The organism is Tissierellales bacterium (genome assembly GCA_025210965.1).
Lineage (GTDB): Bacteria > Bacillota > Clostridia > Tissierellales > JAOAQY01 > JAOAQY01.
Genome location: JAOAQY010000145.1, coordinates 16,821 through 32,977 on the forward strand (window position 1 = coordinate 16,821; position 16,157 = coordinate 32,977).

The window sequence follows — 16,157 nt, forward strand, 5'->3', positions numbered from 1 at the left end:
CACCTCCTAAAAACATATTATCAGGAAGCGCTTATAATTAAAAATTATATTTAATTATGTTTGTATAACTTATAGTTATGTTTCAGGAACTTTTCTGCAAACTCACATTCTTCATTTTTTCTCCAAACATAGTATAAATTTCTTTTCAAATTAAAATCTTCAATTTTTTGTTCAATAAGTTCACCATTTTCAAGCTCTTTAACTACCGCTATTCTAGACAAAAAACTAATTCCCATTCCCCGTGAAACTAAACTTTTGATAGCACTCCAATCTCCAATCTCCATAGTTGCTCTGAAATCATCTATTGAAACTCCTATGTTTTTTAATGCTCTCTCTATTATATTTCTAGTACCCGAACCTTCTTCTCTAAGTATCAGTACTTTTTGTTTCATGTCATCTATATTTATAGTTTTTCTAGCATCAGAATAACTTGTAATACAAATTAATTCATCTTCTCTTAATACCCTCCAATCATATTTATCCAAATCGATTATCCCCTCTACAAGCGCTAAATCTATATCCCCATTATCTAATTTATTCAATATATGCTTAGTATTATCAACAGTAAGCAAAAGTCTATCATTTTCAAATCGACTATAATTTTCCATCAACTCTGGGGCTAAAAATGAACCTATAGTTTTAGTTGCACCAATATATTGATTTTTAACAGGCTTAGAAAAAATCTCTAAGCTCTGCTTTATATTTTTTTCACAAACAATCAACTTTTCCACTTCATCTCTCAATAACTTTCCGGCAGCTGTAATCTCTAAATTCCTACCATTTTTCCTAAATACTTTAATTCCATAATATAGTTCTAATTGTTTTATTTGTTTTGATACTCCAGGTTGTGTCATATTAAGATATTTTGCGGTTTTTGTCATATTCTTAAATCTAGTAAGTTCATAAAATGTCTTAAGTTTTTGATTTATCATTTAATCACTACTTTCTTCTAGGTCCTGGTATAAATTTATTTGTCTTTTCAGAATACAGTCTATAGTCTTCTCTATCTTTATATTTTCTTTCAAGAAGCGGAACCCCACTGACAAATAGCAACAATAATGTAATTGCAACTGGGCTAAATATACCATATATACCCATTCCCTGTGAAGCACTTATTATAAAAATCCCCCACCACATCGCGGATTCACCAAAGTAATTCGGATGCCTAGTGTATTTCCATAACCCACTTTGCATTATCTTCCCTTTATTACTTATGTCTCTTTTAAACTTCCTAAGCTGCATATCTCCTATAGATTCAAATAAATATCCAATAAACCATACCAAGACTCCAATTATGAGTAATAAATTAAAACTTGCATCTCCTTTTTCGATAGTCCATACAACCGGATAAATTATAACTATCATAAAAATTGCTTGAAGATAATACACCTGAAATAAACTTCTTATCAAAACATTTTTACCCCATTCTTTTCTCCACTTCGCATATCTAAAATCTTCCGGTTTATTAATATTTCTTCTAAATATATGGTAGAACAGCCTCGTACCCCAAATTACAACTAATAACAAAATTATCATCCTCAAGTCGAAAACCGCTCCAGTTTTAATCCATTGCCAAATTGATATTAATACAAATCCCATCCCCCAGCCAACGTCTACTATTCCATTGTTCTTTAGAATGGTTCCAATTATAAAAAATACGGTAAAATAGATTAATATAGCAATACTAGTTTCTATTAATACATTCATTTCTATCCTCCTCTACATAACTTACAGCTATAGCACCTTCTCCTGCACTCGAAGCAACAATAGGTGATATTTGCTCAACAAACAATGTCTTTTTTCCCAACAAAATTTCAAGTTTATCTGCTAATTTAAGAGCTTCTTCTTTTGAACCAAAATAGCTTATTCCATATTCACTTATTCCTATATTCTGATTAATTTTTATCATTTCCTTAACTATTTTATCTAAACATCGTCCTGATGTTCTGCTCATCTTACAAAGCTTCCCCGCGCCATTTTTATCTATGGTAACTATTGGAAAGACTTTAAACTTCCTTGCCATACGACCTGTTTTTTCACTAAGCCTGCCATTTTGAACCATTGCATCAAAGCTTTTGACACTTACAAATATATTTGTTCTATCAATGTAGCTATCTATACTATTGACCAATTTTTCATAATCAATTCCAGCCTCTAATGCTTTAGCTATTTTCATTATTAGAAGTCCCTGCGCTCCACTATTTCTCTTGGTATCAATTATATTCACATCACATTCGGATTTTGAATACAATTTAGCCTCATCTTTTATATTTTCGTATATACCGCTCATTTTACTGGATACAAATAATCCTATAACTTTTTTATAATTTTTTGTCAAAAACTCAAGCTGTTTGCGTATCTGCTCTTTATTTGGCTGCGAACTTATGAGTCTTCCCTTATTGTTTTTAAGTTTATTTAAATAAGATTTTCCGTCCAATGTAACACCATCTAAATATGTATCCTCCCCTATTTGAATCTGCATTGGAATTATATATATATTGTGTTTTTTTATAAATATCTCAGGTAGATCGGCTATGCTATCAGTCCAAATAGCAACTTCATTTGATGGTTTTAGATTAACTTGATATTTAAAATCATCAACTTTTGTATATATTATTGTTCCACTTTTTTCAGCTAATTCAACAACTCTAGCTGGATTACTAGTATGTATGTGTACTCTTGCAAATTTTTCCTCCTGAGCATAAACTAATGAATCTCCTATATTCTCAATTTTCTTTTTCAAATCAATTGATTCATGACTACTCTTATCCAAATAAATTTCTAAACAATATCTATACCTACTCTCTTCCTTAATTTCGATTTGACTGTTTTGATTCAAAGTTTCATAATTTTTGTGAGCTATATCATTTTTTAATTTGCTTGAGTTTTCACTCATTGATATTCCTTGCAAAAAATACATAAATCCTATAGCTCCAGAATCGTTAGCTATGATATTTTTTGACTTTTTTTTGTAGCTTTCTATAAACTTAGTTTCTGTTTTTTCTAATGCTTTTTTGTACAACTCCTTAAATTTTATTTCGTCTGATTGAAAACATTCCAAGCTCTCTCCCCAAATTTTCATCATAGTAAGCATTGTTCCTTCAACAGGTTTTTTTACTGCTTTATAAGCATATTCAGTCCCTTTCTTTGAGGCTTTAACGAAATTCTTCGTACTAATAACATCTCTATCTGCAATTGATTCTGACAATCCAATCAAATATTCTGCAAATATTATTCCTGAATTGCCCCTTGCAGTCTTTAATGCTTTTTTAGCAATATTTTTAATGATAGCTCCTATATTGTGATCAAGTTCTATTTCTATTAGAACTTGTTGCATCATTGTAGAAAGATTGTCTCCAGTATCCTTATCTGGTACTGGAAATCGATTAAGTTCATTTAATTCTGCTCTTGCTTCTATGATACTTCTAGCCCCCAATATAAATGCAATATAACATTGTTTGCCATCTATATAATCCATATAAATACCTCCCTAATTATGACAAATCATTTGTACCCTCTAATAAATTTAACTAAACAAAATTTATGAAATTTAGAATTTATTATAAATTTCATCTTGCTTTTTTTTATTTCTTTTGTTATTCTATTATCATTACTTTATCAAAACGAAGTATTGACACATACTTCAACACAATATTATATTTCGGATGAAAATAGCGGGAGAGTGACAACTGTCCACCGAAGAAGCAAATCTTTCAGGTACGCCGTTTAGGCTAGGGACCGCTATTGGACGAACCTCTGGAGAGACTTTTTAAAGCACCGACGGGGCAAGGCTTAGGCTGAAACTCTCAGGTAAAAGGACAGAGTGACCAAATTTAAAGTTCTATAGTCATGTTTTTTTATGCTATCATTTATTTGTTTTGAATCGTGACATTAATTTATTTTTGTGCGCTAATCTTCTTTTAATTGCTCATACTCTCTAGAGTTATTAAGAGGAGGTTTTTTTATGGAAAATTTAGTAACATTCTTGGACAAATTAGACGGATTGGTATGGGGACCACCACTACTATTACTTTTAGTTGGAACAGGTCTTTATCTCACAATTCGCCTCAAATGCATTCAAATCACCAAATTACCCTTTGCTCTAAAAGCACTTTTTTCCAAAGACAATGATGGATCTGGTGATGTTTCTAGTTTCGCTGCACTTTGCACTGCACTAGCTGCAACCATTGGTACTGGAAACATAGTTGGTGTAGCAACTGCCATAAAAGCTGGTGGACCTGGAGCTCTATTTTGGATGTGGATTGCTGCATTTTTCGGCATGGCTACAAAATACGGCGAATCACTTCTTGCTGTAAAATATAGGGTAACTGACGAAAATGGTGAAATGTCTGGTGGACCAATGTACTATATCGAAAGAGGTCTTGGAAATAAATGGTTGGCAAAAACATTTGCTTTTTTTGGAGTTGGTGTAGCTTTTTTTGGAATTGGTACTTTTGCACAAGTAAATGCCATATCAGCAGCAACTCAAATTAGCTTTGGTATAAAACCTACTATTACAATAATTGCTATTACAGTGTTGGTAGCACTTGTGACTTTTGGTGGTATAAAAAGCATTTCAAAAGTTGCTGAAACTTTAGTTCCTTTTATGGCTACATTTTACTTTATTGGAGCTCTTATAATATTGGTTCTGAACTATGATAGAATACTGGACACTTTTGCACTGATTTTCCAAAGTGCTTTTTCGCCAACATCTGCGATGGGTGGATTTCTTGGAGCAACAGTCTCAATGGCCATTAGAAACGGTATTGCTCGAGGTGTTTTTTCAAATGAATCTGGTCTTGGTAGCGCTCCTATTGCCGCTGCAGCTGCGAAAACAAATTCTTGTGTAAAGCAAGGACTAGTATCTATGACTGGAACATTTTTTGATACTATAATAATATGTACGATGACCGGACTAGTATTATTGCTATCTGGTGTATGGACGGATGCCTCTCTACAAGGTGCAGCTCTTACAAATGCTGCCTTTAATTCTGGATTGGACTTCCACAATATTGGACAATATATAGTCACTATAGGTCTTATATTTTTCGCTTTTACCACTATACTCGGTTGGAATTATTACGGTGAAAAATGCTGTGAATATCTATTCGGTATAAAAAGTATAACTCTCTATAAATGGATATTTATAATACTTATTTTTAGTAATTTAGTGGTGCAACATTTTGATTTAAGTGTAATATGGATAACTGCTGATATAGTAAATGGACTTATGGCTATTCCAAATCTAATCGGTATTTTGGGACTTAGTTCTGTCATTATATCTGAAACAAAAATGTATTTTGATTCTTTATATAATAACTCTAACACCAAAATATCTTAGCACTTTTATGCTGATTAATTTCAATCTGTCAATGGCTATGCTGCGGTTATTAACCCCTTAAAAATAACTATTATCGATTTCTAAATTAAAGTAAAAAATCTTCAAGAACAGATTAGAGCGATACTATTTCTCTAATTCATATTCTTGAAGATTTTTTTACAATTCTAGCTCTACCCTATTTCTACCATTATTTTTCGCTCTATACAAAGCTTCATCGACTCTAGTTAATAATGTTTTTTCATCACCTTTTCCTCTATATTCAGCTACACCAAACGAACAAGTTATATGTCCCACTATAGAAAATTCTTCCTTCTCTATCTCTTCTCTTAATTTTTGAGCTAATTTTGAAGCCCCATCTAAATCTGTAGCTTTAACCAATATCATAAATTCTTCTCCGCCCCATCTAGCAACTATATCTGTCTCTCTAACATAATTTTTAACTAAATTAGCTAATTTTATCAAAACTTCATCTCCAACAGGGTGTCCAAAATTATCGTTAACCTGCTTAAATCGATCAATATCAAACATTATAAGCGATATATTCGAAATTTCACGTCTCATCCTTTTAACCTCATCATTTAGAACTTCATTAAACTTAACTCTGTTGTATAAACCAGTTAAGTGATCTGTTATGGATGCTTTTTTCAATTGCTCTTGTATCTTTTTATAATCCGAAATGTCCACAATTACTCCAACAATTCCCTCTACTTGACCTAACAAATCATAATATGCTGCTTTGGAAAATATAACGTTGTGTATTTCACCATATCTGTCTTCTAGCTCACCTTCATATACCTGTTTCCCGCCTCTTTCTAATATTATATCATCCTTTGATTTGTACAATTTGCCAAACTCATTACTTATCAAGTCATAAACATTGCTTCCTATTATTTCTTCTTTTGTCAAATCAAAAAACGATGCAAATGCTTGATTACATCCTATATACTCCCCTTCGCGATTCTTATAAAATATTGGATGAGGTATGGTATCTATTAGTACCTGTAAAAAATTTAAATTATGCTTTATTTCAAATTCTCGTTCTTTTTGTTCAGTAATATCTATTATGACTCCCATAATTTTTTCATGCTGATCTAAATCATCTTTCATATAGCGCGACTCTATTCTAAACCACCTAGCCTTTCCGTAAATTGGCTTAGTTCTAAAAACACTGCTATCGTCACACTTTTCTTCTAGCAATCTCCTGAAATTACCAAGTGCTATTTGCTGCTCATTTTTAGGTAAGAATCTATTAATCATAATCTGTATTATATTTCTGTCGTCATTTTCAAGCTCTTCTTCTCCAATATCAAGTAAGTGCCTTAAACCATCAGACATATATATTTTATTCGTTTTGATATCAAATTCAAAACTTCCAAGTTTAGCTATTTTCTGAGCCTGTTTTAGACTTTCTCTTATCTTTTCTAATCTCTTTTCATTTAAAATTCTTTCGCTTATATCTCTAACTGCTCCTACTTTTACGATTTTGCCATAATAATCAAATGCCCTTGACAAAACCTCTATAGGATACTCTCTACCTGTTTTAGTTACCAAATTCATTATATATTTTTGCTCACCAAATGTATGAATATTTTTTATCAGCATACTATGATATTTTTCTGGAAAAAACATCAATATATTTCTTCCTATAAGTTCTTCTCTCAAATATCCCGACATTCTACATAGTTCTTCATTTACATCTATTATTTCAGCCTCATCTACTATTATCAATCCTTCAAATGTAGCATCTACAAAATGTCTATATCTACTTTCACTAGCTTCTAACTCTTCTGTCCTAGCTTTTATTTTAATCTCCATATCTTCATTCACCGAAAGCAATTCTAAATTCTTATTTTTCAAAGATTCCGACAAATCTTCAATCTCTTCAAATGCCATAGAATACTTCATAAAAATAGTTATCATCTGAGAAATCAAAAATAAAACAAAACCAATTGATAATAAATAAGGTGGTTGTATAACATTTAAGTCTATAAGCAGATCATACACCCCCGTAAATCCTATCCAACTAAAACCAAACATTATAAGTCCTGCACTATAATCTTTTTGAATAATAGCTCGTATTAATAATACATAAATATATACTATAAAAACTACTATTACTATCTCCGCCATTCTCCAAAGAATATAGTAATTAGTAAATGGTGTTATCCAGTTAAATAAGATTAGAACTGCGACAACTACTCTGATTCCTCTATTTGTATTTCTTTGATTAAGTTTAAGGATTTTCTGTACATAAAGAGTAAAAACATATAGCATTGCTAATATTGTCATCGTCTGTAATCTTTCCTCTGTATAATATGATATGTTTTGAGCGTATTGACTAAACAGCAACTCTCCTTCAAATAAATTTTCAAAAAATGCTAAAATTGCAAATATACCAAAATAAAGATTTTCAATTTCTTTTTTTCTATAAATGTATCGAAGTATATGATATATCGCCATTATACCAATTACTCCCGCTAAAAAAATGTCCTTGAAAACTCTTTGATGATAAATACTATGAACAGCATTAGATTTTCCTAAAATAATTGAATCTAATATACCACCCTTATAGTATCCATAGTTGTAATGTTCTATCTTTATATTAGTATTTTGATTTTTAGCCTGAAATTCTATTATTCTAGTATTAAGTTTTCCCTCTTTTAACTCTTCACTTGTTCCCTGTTCGTATACTAATTCATCATCTATATACAATTTATATGATGTCAATACTCTAGTGATTTTTAGAGCATAATAGCCTTCTTTCAAGTTTTTAAGCGTTAGTTCATAAATTCCAGAATTCATTTCTTGATTGTATTTTTTTATATTTCCAGGCACCTCAACGTAATCTTCAAATGCAGTCTCGTCTGAAAAATTCCCAGAAAATCTCCATTTCCCGTCCAAACTGAATAACTCACTCTCTATGTTGCTTAAATCAGCTATTCCGTTTTCAATATTCAAATTTAATAGTGTATACTTAGACATAGATTCATATCCAAAATACAACCCAAGTATAATAATTGTCATAAATACAGAAACTAAAATATTTTTTTTGAGTATGCTTTGCTCTTTTTTCATAATGTTCTCTCCTTAACTGCACACAGATATTATATAGTTTATACCCTAAATCTAGATATTTATAGAACAAGTACTTTATTAATTATTAGTTTTTTGTATTTTTTGTTGACAAATCAAGTCTAAAGTATTATACTCTTATTTGTAATCATTACAAAAAAGAAACCAGACAAATTAGGAGGCTATTTATTATGGAAAAATTTATTTGTAAAGTATGTGGATACGTTCATGAAGGAAGTGAAGCGCCAGAGGTCTGTCCTCAATGTAAGGCTCCTGCTTCTCAATTTATAAAACAATCAGAAACAGAATTAACTTGGGCTGATGAACATTTCGTAGGTGTTGCAAAAGATGTTGACCCAGAAGTAGTTGAAGGTTTAAAGCAAAATTTCATGGGAGAATGTACTGAAGTTGGAATGTACTTAGCTATGAGCAGACAAGCTGATAGAGAAGGATATCCAGAAATCGCTGAAGCTTACAAAAGAATTGCTTTTGAAGAGGCTGAGCATGCTGCAAAATTTGCTGAATTATTAGGAGAAGTTGTAACTGACTCTACTAAAAAGAATCTTCAAATGAGAGTTGATGCAGAGCACGGTGCTTGCATGGGTAAAAAAGAACTTGCTACACTTGCTAAAAAACTAAACCTAGATGCTGTTCACGATACAGTTCATGAAATGTGCAAAGATGAAGCTAGACACGGTATGGCTTTTAAAGGTCTTTTAGAAAGATATTTCGGATAAGAATTCTTTAGTATTTAAACTATACTATAGAAATTAAAAAGGTCTTGTTTTCAAATTCCAATAAAATTTGATAGCAAGACCTTTTTTAATCCCAATATTTCCAAAAATCCAATTTCAATCTAGTACTCTATCAGCACTAAATCTTCTTCACTAGATGATTATAGCTGTGTCCACCAATAACCAGTATGCAATCGTCTTTGAATCCCAAATATCTATAGAGCGAGCATGCTCTATTATTGTTTTCCTCAGCTAGAATAGCTAATTTATCATAGTTTTTCTCTCTTGCCATTTCTTCGGCATATTTTATTAAATGAGTACCTATCTTTTTGCCTTGATATTCCTTATCAACTGCTAAGCTATCTATATAGTACTCATCATCAAATGTTTCTTTTGCCTCTATAACTGGAATTACAAACTCTTCATAGCCTGGAGTTCCTTTGGGATGTTCTATCTTCAGACGCTCTATAATTTTTTTGTCTAGTTCTTTCATCTCACAGCCAGGATATGTTATCATAGCCCCTATAACTTTATCTTTATCTTCCACAACCGTACAAATTTCATAGCTCATTCTATTATAAGAAACCTTAAATAGTTCTTGCAATCTTTTACTTATCTTTGCAGGGTCATTACTTCCTGCAAATGCATTAGCACACTGCTCTATGGCCGTCCATATTAGTTCCGTCGCTTTTTCAGCGTCCTCGACCCGAGCCTTTCTAATTTTCATTTTGCTCTCCTCCAAACAAATTCTCAAAAATAATCTTGTTTAATATTATATAAGTTTTAACTATCTTTTGCAACCTCTTTTAGTATTGTAAGCATAAGCGGTTGTGCTTTGTATGAAGTATTTTTTTCAATATAAGTGGGTGATTTCAATGGTTTCCCTTCAAATAGAACCTCATATTCAGTTGTGCTCTTTAATTCAAAATATTCACTTTCACAATTGTGAATAAATCTAAAACAATCGCCTATATCATTTGATATTGTGTAACTTATGATTCCTTTTCGATCATCAATTATCTGAAAATCAAATAACCTTTTTATGTCTTTGTCATCGCTTTTCAAGAACAACCTACTTTCCTGTCTAAATTGTATAAGCCATTTTACACTCTCAAAAAAGGCTTCATGTGATTTTTTGTCTTTCCAATTAATTCCATTGATTTCATTTCCTCTATTATAGGAATTTCTCACGTACTTTTTGCTTCGCATAAACTCAGTTCCAGCATGTAAAAATGGAGTCCCAAATGAAGTCAATAAAAGCCCAAGTGCAAGAAGATTAATCCTTATTAAACTTTCCTTTTCATCACAATGCCTGTTTACAGATAATCTATCAGCTAATATCAAATCATCATGGCAACTTATATAATTTATACTCTCCGTCGACTTCTTTGTAAACCCATGTATTTTACCACTATAAAAAATACCTCCAACTACACCTTCTAAAACTCCATACACCTGTTTGTAGTTACCACAAACGAAACCATTGTGATTTTCATCATTATCTCCTCGTACAGCATTTCTAAAGTGATCATTAAATATTCCTATCCCTACTCCTTTTTGATCCCCTCTTAAAAACCTTTTCTCATATGGAAGGGCGCTTTCTGAACCAGTCCAAGGTTCTCCATATAGAACTATATCTGATTTTTTCGCTTTAAGCACCTGGCAAATTTTCATTACAGTAACCTTGTCATAAAGAGCTAGTAAATCAAATCTAAATCCATCGACTTTATACTCTTCTAACCAGTAAACCAATGAATCTATTATATATTTTCTAACCATTTTTCTCTCAGTTGCTATCTCATTTCCAACTCCCGACCCATTTGAAAAATTACCGTTTTCATCTTGCCTATAATAGTAATTTGGAACTAACCTATTAAAATTAGATGTTTTCGAATAATATGTGTGATTATAAACTACATCTAATATCACTCTTATTCCATTTTCATGATAGGTTTTAATCATTTTTTTGAGCTCTAGCACTCTTTTGTATCCATCAATAGGATGTGTAACATATGACCCTTCAGGGACATTGTACAAGAACGGATCATACCCCCAGTTGTATTCTTCAGTTCTTTCATCGACTGTTGCGAAATCAGCTATTGGAAGAAGGTGTATATGTGTTATTCCTAATTCTTTAAGATGATCTATACCAGTAGAAATTCCTTCAAAACTAGTACCTTTTTCTGCCATTCCCAAATATTTACCTTTTTCTTTTATACCTGATGTTTCATGTGCGGTAAAATCTCTGACATGAGTTTCATATATAATAACCTCTTCATCTTTTATGCTCTTTGGTTTTTCATGATCTATCCACCATTTTGGATTTAGTTTTTCACTATCAACAATCATAGCTCGCAAACTATTTATGCTAGTTGTTTTAGCATATGGATCAACTATTTCATAGCGTTTATCTTCATAGAAAACTATATAGTTGTAGAATTTATTTTCATAATTTCCATCCAACTCTATAGTCCACACTCCATAGCTATCTCGCTTCATAGCATGTACTTGCCGCCTTATATCCTCTCCATTTTCATATATCGCAACTTCAAGTCTATCACAATCTGGTGCCCAAACTTTAAAATCAACTTTTTCTTTGCAGAACTTACACCCAAAATCTTCTATCTCCAGCAATTGATCTTCGTAATCATATTGATTCATATCTATCACCTCGGTCTCATTTCGACATCCCAAATTCCAGATGCATATTCTAATATAGTTCTATCACTAGAAAATTTACCAGAGCAAGCAATATTGGTTATAGCCATCCTCGTCCATTCTTGTTTATCCCTATACAATTCGCCAATTTTTGTTTGAGCTTTTACATATGAATCAAAATCTTTTAAAACAAAAAACTCATCATTATGTTTCAAAAAACTGTCTCTTATAATCTGGAATTCTTCACTTGAAACATCAAAAAATCCATCAACCAATTGATCGAGAACTAACTTAATTCTTTCATCTTCTTCATATAATTTGCGTGAATCATATGTCTGAACCTCATATAAATTGTATACCTCTGGTTCTGTCAAACCAAATGTCACTATATTTTCTTGACCTACTTCATTTAATATTTCGACATTTGCTCCATCTAATGTTGCAATAGTAATTGCACCGTTCATCATAAATTTCATATTACCAGTTCCTGATGCTTCTTTAGTAGTTGTGGAAATTTGCTCACTGACATCGGCTGCGGGTATTAGCATTTCTGCTAATGAAACCCCATAATTTTCTAAAAAGACTACTTTTATCTTATTTTTTATCCTCTTGTCGTTGTTCACCTTATCGGCTAGTGTAGTAATCCATTTTATAATTTGCTTTGCTATATGATAACCTGGCGCTGCTTTAGCTCCAAATATAAACGTTCTAGGAGGTATGTCCAAATCTGGATTTTCAAGCAATTCATTATACAAATGCATTATATGAAGTACATTCAACGTCTGTCTCTTGTATTCGTGAAGCCTTTTAACATGAATATCAAAAATAGAATTTGGATCTACATCTACACCATTTTCTATTTTTATAAATTCTGCTAATCTCTTTTTATTTCTAAATTTTGCTTCGTCTATTTTATTCTGAAACTCTAAATCATTTTTATAAGATAAAAGTCTTCTTAGCATAGTTGGATTTCTCTCCCAATCCGAACCAATTTTATCTGTTATGACCTTAGAAAGCTCTTCGTTTGAATTTAGTAACCATCTTCTATGAGTTATTCCATTTGTCTTATTATTAAATTTATAAGGGTAGACTTTATAAAAATCATTCAATTCTTTATATTTCAATATCTCAGTGTGAAGATGAGCCACACCATTTACGCTGTGACTTCCTACTATTGCAAGGTAAGCCATTCTAATCTGGTTATGGGCGATTATAGCCATTCGCTCTATAGCTTCTAAATCTCCTTCAAATTTTCCCTTCCAAAGTTCACTGCAAAATCTCTCATTTATTTCTTTAATTATCATATATATTCTAGGTAAAAGCTCTTTAAATGTTTGTTCTGGCCAGCATTCCATAGCTTCATGCATTATCGTATGGTTTGTATAGCTCATAACTTGAGTAGTTATATGCCAAGCTTCATCCCAATCTAAATGCTCTTCATCTACTAATATCCTCATAAACTCTGGTATAGCTAGAGATGGGTGAGTATCATTTATATGAATAGCGACATACTCTGCAATATGCTTTATAGATTTTCCTTTTTTCTTATATGTTCTGAGTATACCTTGTACCCCTGCTGATACAAAGAAATACTCTTGTTTCAATCTCAAGATTTTTCCCTCTTCATATGTATCATTTGGATACAATACTTGTGATATAGCCTCTACACTGTGCTTTTGCTCAAAAGCCTTCATGTAGTCTCCTCTACTAAATGTCGAAAAATCAAATTCATTTGTATGAGTTTCTGCACTCCAGAGCCTAAGTGTATTTACCGTTTTATTTTTATGCCCAACAATAGGCATATCATAAGGTACAGCTAGTATAGACTCATAATTTTTGTGATCAAATACCATTCTTCCATCTTTCCAAACTTCTTCGATATCGCCTCCAAACTTTACTTCTACAGCTTTATCTGCTTTTCTAACTTCCCAAACATTTCTATTTTCAAGCCATCTATCTGGATACTCTACTTGATATCCATTTACTATTTTTTGCTCAAATAATCCATATTTATATCTTATGCCAATGCCATGACCTGGAATTGACAATGCGGCCATAGAATCCAAAAAGCAAGCAGCTAATCTTCCAAGACCTCCATTTCCAAGGCCTTGATCCTTCTCTATTTCGTATATTTCTTCAAGGTCGAATCCTAGTTCATCCATAACCTCTTTAGTCATATCTTCCATTTGCATAGCAACTAAATTATTTTTCAAAAATTTCCCCGTTAAAAATTCCATTGAAAAATAATATACTTGTTTCAAATCATTATTAAAATAGTACTTAGAAGAATCTAACCAATTCTCTGCTAAGTACTCTTTTGTCAAACTTCCCAGGGCATGAAACCTATCCCAAACCGATGTTTCATCCATCGGTTTGGCACTTTTAGCTTTTAAACGTCTGATATAATCTTCTTTAAACTCTTCTTTATTAATCATCACTTGGACCATCCCTTTACAATTTAATCATAATGCTTAACTAACCCTTCATATATTTCCTTATATAGTCTAGCCGATTGTGTCCAACTGCTATCTTTTTTCATCGCTTGTCGTATAATTTTTTGCCATTTAATTTGATCTCTATTGTATAAATTTACTGCTCTTTGAACCGTAAATAGCATGTCATGTGCATTATAAGTTGAAAAACTAAAACCATTTCCCTCTTCTGTATATTGATTGTATGGAGTTACTGTATCCTTAAGACCTCCAGTTTCTCGAACTATTGGTAAACTTCCATAGCGCATCGCTATCAATTGGCTCAATCCACAAGGTTCAAATTTCGATGGCATCAAATACAAGTCACTACCAGCATATATCTGATGTGCAAGTTCTGTATCAAATTTTATATTTGCCGAAATAGACTTTGGATATTTCCTAGCATAATATCTCAGCATATTCTCATAATAAGGATCTCCCGTACCTAGAAATACAAACTGAGCACCAGTTTCAACTAGTTCTTCAAAAACTCTTTCTATGAGGTCTAATCCTTTCATATCAACTAATCTACTAACCATAGCTACAAGTGGTATTCTTTCTCCTAGATTAAGCCCTAGTTTTTCCTGCAAATACATTTTATTCACTTTTTTACTTCTTAGAGACCTCCTATCAAATTTTTTATGAATTTTAGAATCTTTACCTGGATGATATAAACTATAATCTAATCCATTTGTAATGCCCTGCAATTTGTAGTTTTGATCTCTTAAAACCCCATCTAAATTTTCTCCAAAGAAAGGATATTGTATCTCCTTAGAATAAGTTTCACTAACAGTCGTCACTTTATCTGCATAATAAATTCCACTTTTTATAAAGTTCACATCCCCATAAAAATCGAGCGCCTGATTGTATTTATACCTTTCACCTGCATTTAATAATTCGCCCAATACTTCTTTTCCAAAAACTCCTTGATACTTAAGATTGTGTATTGTAAATACAGTTTTGATATCCTTATACTCTGATTGGTTTTGATATTGTTCTTTAAGCAAAAATGGAATTATAGCTGTATGCCAATCATTAAAGTGTATTACATCTGGTTTAAAATCTAAATGTTTTATAGATTCTAGAACAGCTCTTGAAAAATAAGCAAAACGCTCACCATCATCATAGTAACCATACAATCCATCCCTTTTGAAATAGTATTCATTGTCAATCAAATAGTATGGCACACTATCGTACGATGTCTTAAGCAATCCTGTATACTTTTTTCTCCATCCTACTGGTACTTCAAATTCACTCAATCGCTCTGTTTTTTTTCGTATATTATCTGCTAAATCAAAGCTTTTACTAATCATTACTCGCGCATCTATATTCTCTTGACGCAGAGCTTTAGGAAGAGATGCCGCAACATCTCCTAGCCCACCAGTTTTTGAAAAAGGCAATGCTTCAGCAGAAACAAATAAAACCTTCATCTGTATAGCCTCCTATAGTACTGAATTCTTCTTAATTACAAATAAACTACTCTCTGCTCCAAATAACATCTTCTTATCTGTAATTTTTACATTTTTATCAACAATAGCATAATTTAAACTAGTAGTTTCTCCAATTTCAACATTTGGCAACACTACACTATTTCTAATAATCGCACCTTTTTTTACATGTACTCCTCTAAATATAACCGAATTTTCTACCGTTCCCTCTATAATGCAACCATTTGCTATTAGCGAATTCATTACGCAGCTTTTATCTGTATACTTAGTAGATGGAGCATCCATAACTTTTGTATATATCTTTCCATTTCTCCCAAATAAGTCATTTGCATTCGCTATGCTTAATAAATCCTTATTTGTATTGTAATAATTCTCTATAGAATTCACGCAAGATAAATACCCTTTAAATGGATATCCCTTTACTTTTAGCTCA

Annotated in this window: 11 protein-coding genes and 1 riboswitch; of the genes, 2 read left to right on the forward strand and 9 right to left on the reverse strand. The window is 31.9% G+C overall.

The window, feature by feature from the left end:
- Nucleotides 1-50: 50 nt before the first annotated feature.
- Genes N4A40_10250 through N4A40_10260 form a run of 3 tightly spaced genes read right to left on the reverse strand, consistent with a single transcriptional unit; the run spans nt 51 to nt 3,478 of the window.
- Nucleotides 51-932 carry a LysR family transcriptional regulator gene (locus tag N4A40_10250; GenBank protein MCT4662230.1) on the reverse strand — a complete coding sequence of 294 codons (882 nt, stop codon included), beginning with the start codon at nt 930-932 and terminating at the stop codon, nt 51-53.
- Nucleotides 933-939: 7 nt separating this feature from the next.
- Entirely contained in the window at nt 940-1,707 is a 768-nt protein-coding gene (locus N4A40_10255; protein ID MCT4662231.1) for a DUF1295 domain-containing protein, read from the reverse strand.
- A complete protein-coding gene (locus N4A40_10260; protein MCT4662232.1) occupies nt 1,685-3,478 on the reverse strand; it encodes a DegV family EDD domain-containing protein in 1,794 nt (597 codons plus the stop codon). The genes N4A40_10255 and N4A40_10260 overlap by 23 nt, the downstream gene beginning before the upstream one ends.
- Before the next feature lie 268 nt (nt 3,479-3,746).
- Nucleotides 3,747-3,832, forward strand: a riboswitch (glycine riboswitch).
- Nucleotides 3,833-3,964: 132 nt separating this feature from the next.
- Between N4A40_10260 and N4A40_10265 the strand changes: the two genes are divergently transcribed.
- Nucleotides 3,965-5,341 carry a sodium:alanine symporter family protein gene (locus N4A40_10265; GenBank protein MCT4662233.1) on the forward strand — a complete coding sequence of 459 codons (1,377 nt, stop codon included), beginning with the start codon at nt 3,965-3,967 and terminating at the stop codon, nt 5,339-5,341.
- 156 nt (nt 5,342-5,497) lie between these two features.
- On the opposite strand, the gene N4A40_10270 is transcribed toward N4A40_10265, so the two are convergent.
- Nucleotides 5,498-8,416: a diguanylate cyclase gene (locus N4A40_10270; GenBank protein ID MCT4662234.1), complete on the reverse strand. Its 2,919-nt coding sequence runs from the start codon at nt 8,414-8,416 to the stop codon at nt 5,498-5,500.
- Nucleotides 8,417-8,604: 188 nt separating this feature from the next.
- Here N4A40_10270 and N4A40_10275 point away from each other — a divergent pair, with 188 nt between their 5' ends.
- The gene (locus N4A40_10275) at nt 8,605-9,150 is read left to right on the forward strand and encodes an NADH peroxidase (protein MCT4662235.1); all 546 of its coding nucleotides are present in this window, start codon (nt 8,605-8,607) and stop codon (nt 9,148-9,150) included.
- Between the two features lie 136 nt (nt 9,151-9,286).
- Here N4A40_10275 and N4A40_10280 read toward each other — a convergent pair whose 3' ends face one another.
- From N4A40_10280 to N4A40_10300, 5 genes are all read right to left on the reverse strand, one after another.
- Nucleotides 9,287-9,874 carry a GNAT family N-acetyltransferase gene (locus N4A40_10280; protein ID MCT4662236.1) on the reverse strand — a complete coding sequence of 196 codons (588 nt, stop codon included), beginning with the start codon at nt 9,872-9,874 and terminating at the stop codon, nt 9,287-9,289.
- 56 nt (nt 9,875-9,930) lie between these two features.
- The gene (gene pulA, locus N4A40_10285; GenBank protein ID MCT4662237.1) at nt 9,931-11,808 is read right to left on the reverse strand and encodes a type I pullulanase; all 1,878 of its coding nucleotides are present in this window, start codon (nt 11,806-11,808) and stop codon (nt 9,931-9,933) included.
- A gap of 5 nt (nt 11,809-11,813) precedes the next feature.
- Nucleotides 11,814-14,240: a glycogen/starch/alpha-glucan phosphorylase gene (locus N4A40_10290; GenBank protein ID MCT4662238.1), complete on the reverse strand. Its 2,427-nt coding sequence runs from the start codon at nt 14,238-14,240 to the stop codon at nt 11,814-11,816.
- A 23-nt stretch (nt 14,241-14,263) separates the two neighbouring features.
- On the reverse strand, nt 14,264-15,706 hold the full coding sequence (gene glgA, locus N4A40_10295; protein ID MCT4662239.1) for a glycogen synthase GlgA: 1,443 nt from the start codon (nt 15,704-15,706) through the stop codon (nt 14,264-14,266).
- A gap of 12 nt (nt 15,707-15,718) precedes the next feature.
- The coding region (locus N4A40_10300) for a glucose-1-phosphate adenylyltransferase subunit GlgD (GenBank protein ID MCT4662240.1) at nt 15,719-16,157 on the reverse strand (439 nt) is incomplete at its 5' end.

What these genes read in the sequence shown, in the direction of transcription:
- N4A40_10250 (MCT4662230.1), bottom strand. Translation starts at nt 932, where the DNA reads ATGATAAATCAAAAACTTAAGACATTTTATGAACTTACTAGATTTAAG.
- N4A40_10255 (MCT4662231.1), bottom strand. Translation starts at nt 1,707, where the DNA reads ATGAATGTATTAATAGAAACTAGTATTGCTATATTAATCTATTTTACC.
- N4A40_10260 (MCT4662232.1), bottom strand. Translation starts at nt 3,478, where the DNA reads ATGGATTATATAGATGGCAAACAATGTTATATTGCATTTATATTGGGG.
- N4A40_10265 (MCT4662233.1), top strand. Translation starts at nt 3,965, where the DNA reads ATGGAAAATTTAGTAACATTCTTGGACAAATTAGACGGATTGGTATGG.
- N4A40_10270 (MCT4662234.1), bottom strand. Translation starts at nt 8,416, where the DNA reads ATGAAAAAAGAGCAAAGCATACTCAAAAAAAATATTTTAGTTTCTGTA.
- N4A40_10275 (MCT4662235.1), top strand. Translation starts at nt 8,605, where the DNA reads ATGGAAAAATTTATTTGTAAAGTATGTGGATACGTTCATGAAGGAAGT.
- N4A40_10280 (MCT4662236.1), bottom strand. Translation starts at nt 9,874, where the DNA reads ATGAAAATTAGAAAGGCTCGGGTCGAGGACGCTGAAAAAGCGACGGAA.
- pulA (MCT4662237.1), bottom strand. Translation starts at nt 11,808, where the DNA reads ATGAATCAATATGATTACGAAGATCAATTGCTGGAGATAGAAGATTTT.
- N4A40_10290 (MCT4662238.1), bottom strand. Translation starts at nt 14,240, where the DNA reads ATGATTAATAAAGAAGAGTTTAAAGAAGATTATATCAGACGTTTAAAA.
- glgA (MCT4662239.1), bottom strand. Translation starts at nt 15,706, where the DNA reads ATGAAGGTTTTATTTGTTTCTGCTGAAGCATTGCCTTTTTCAAAAACT.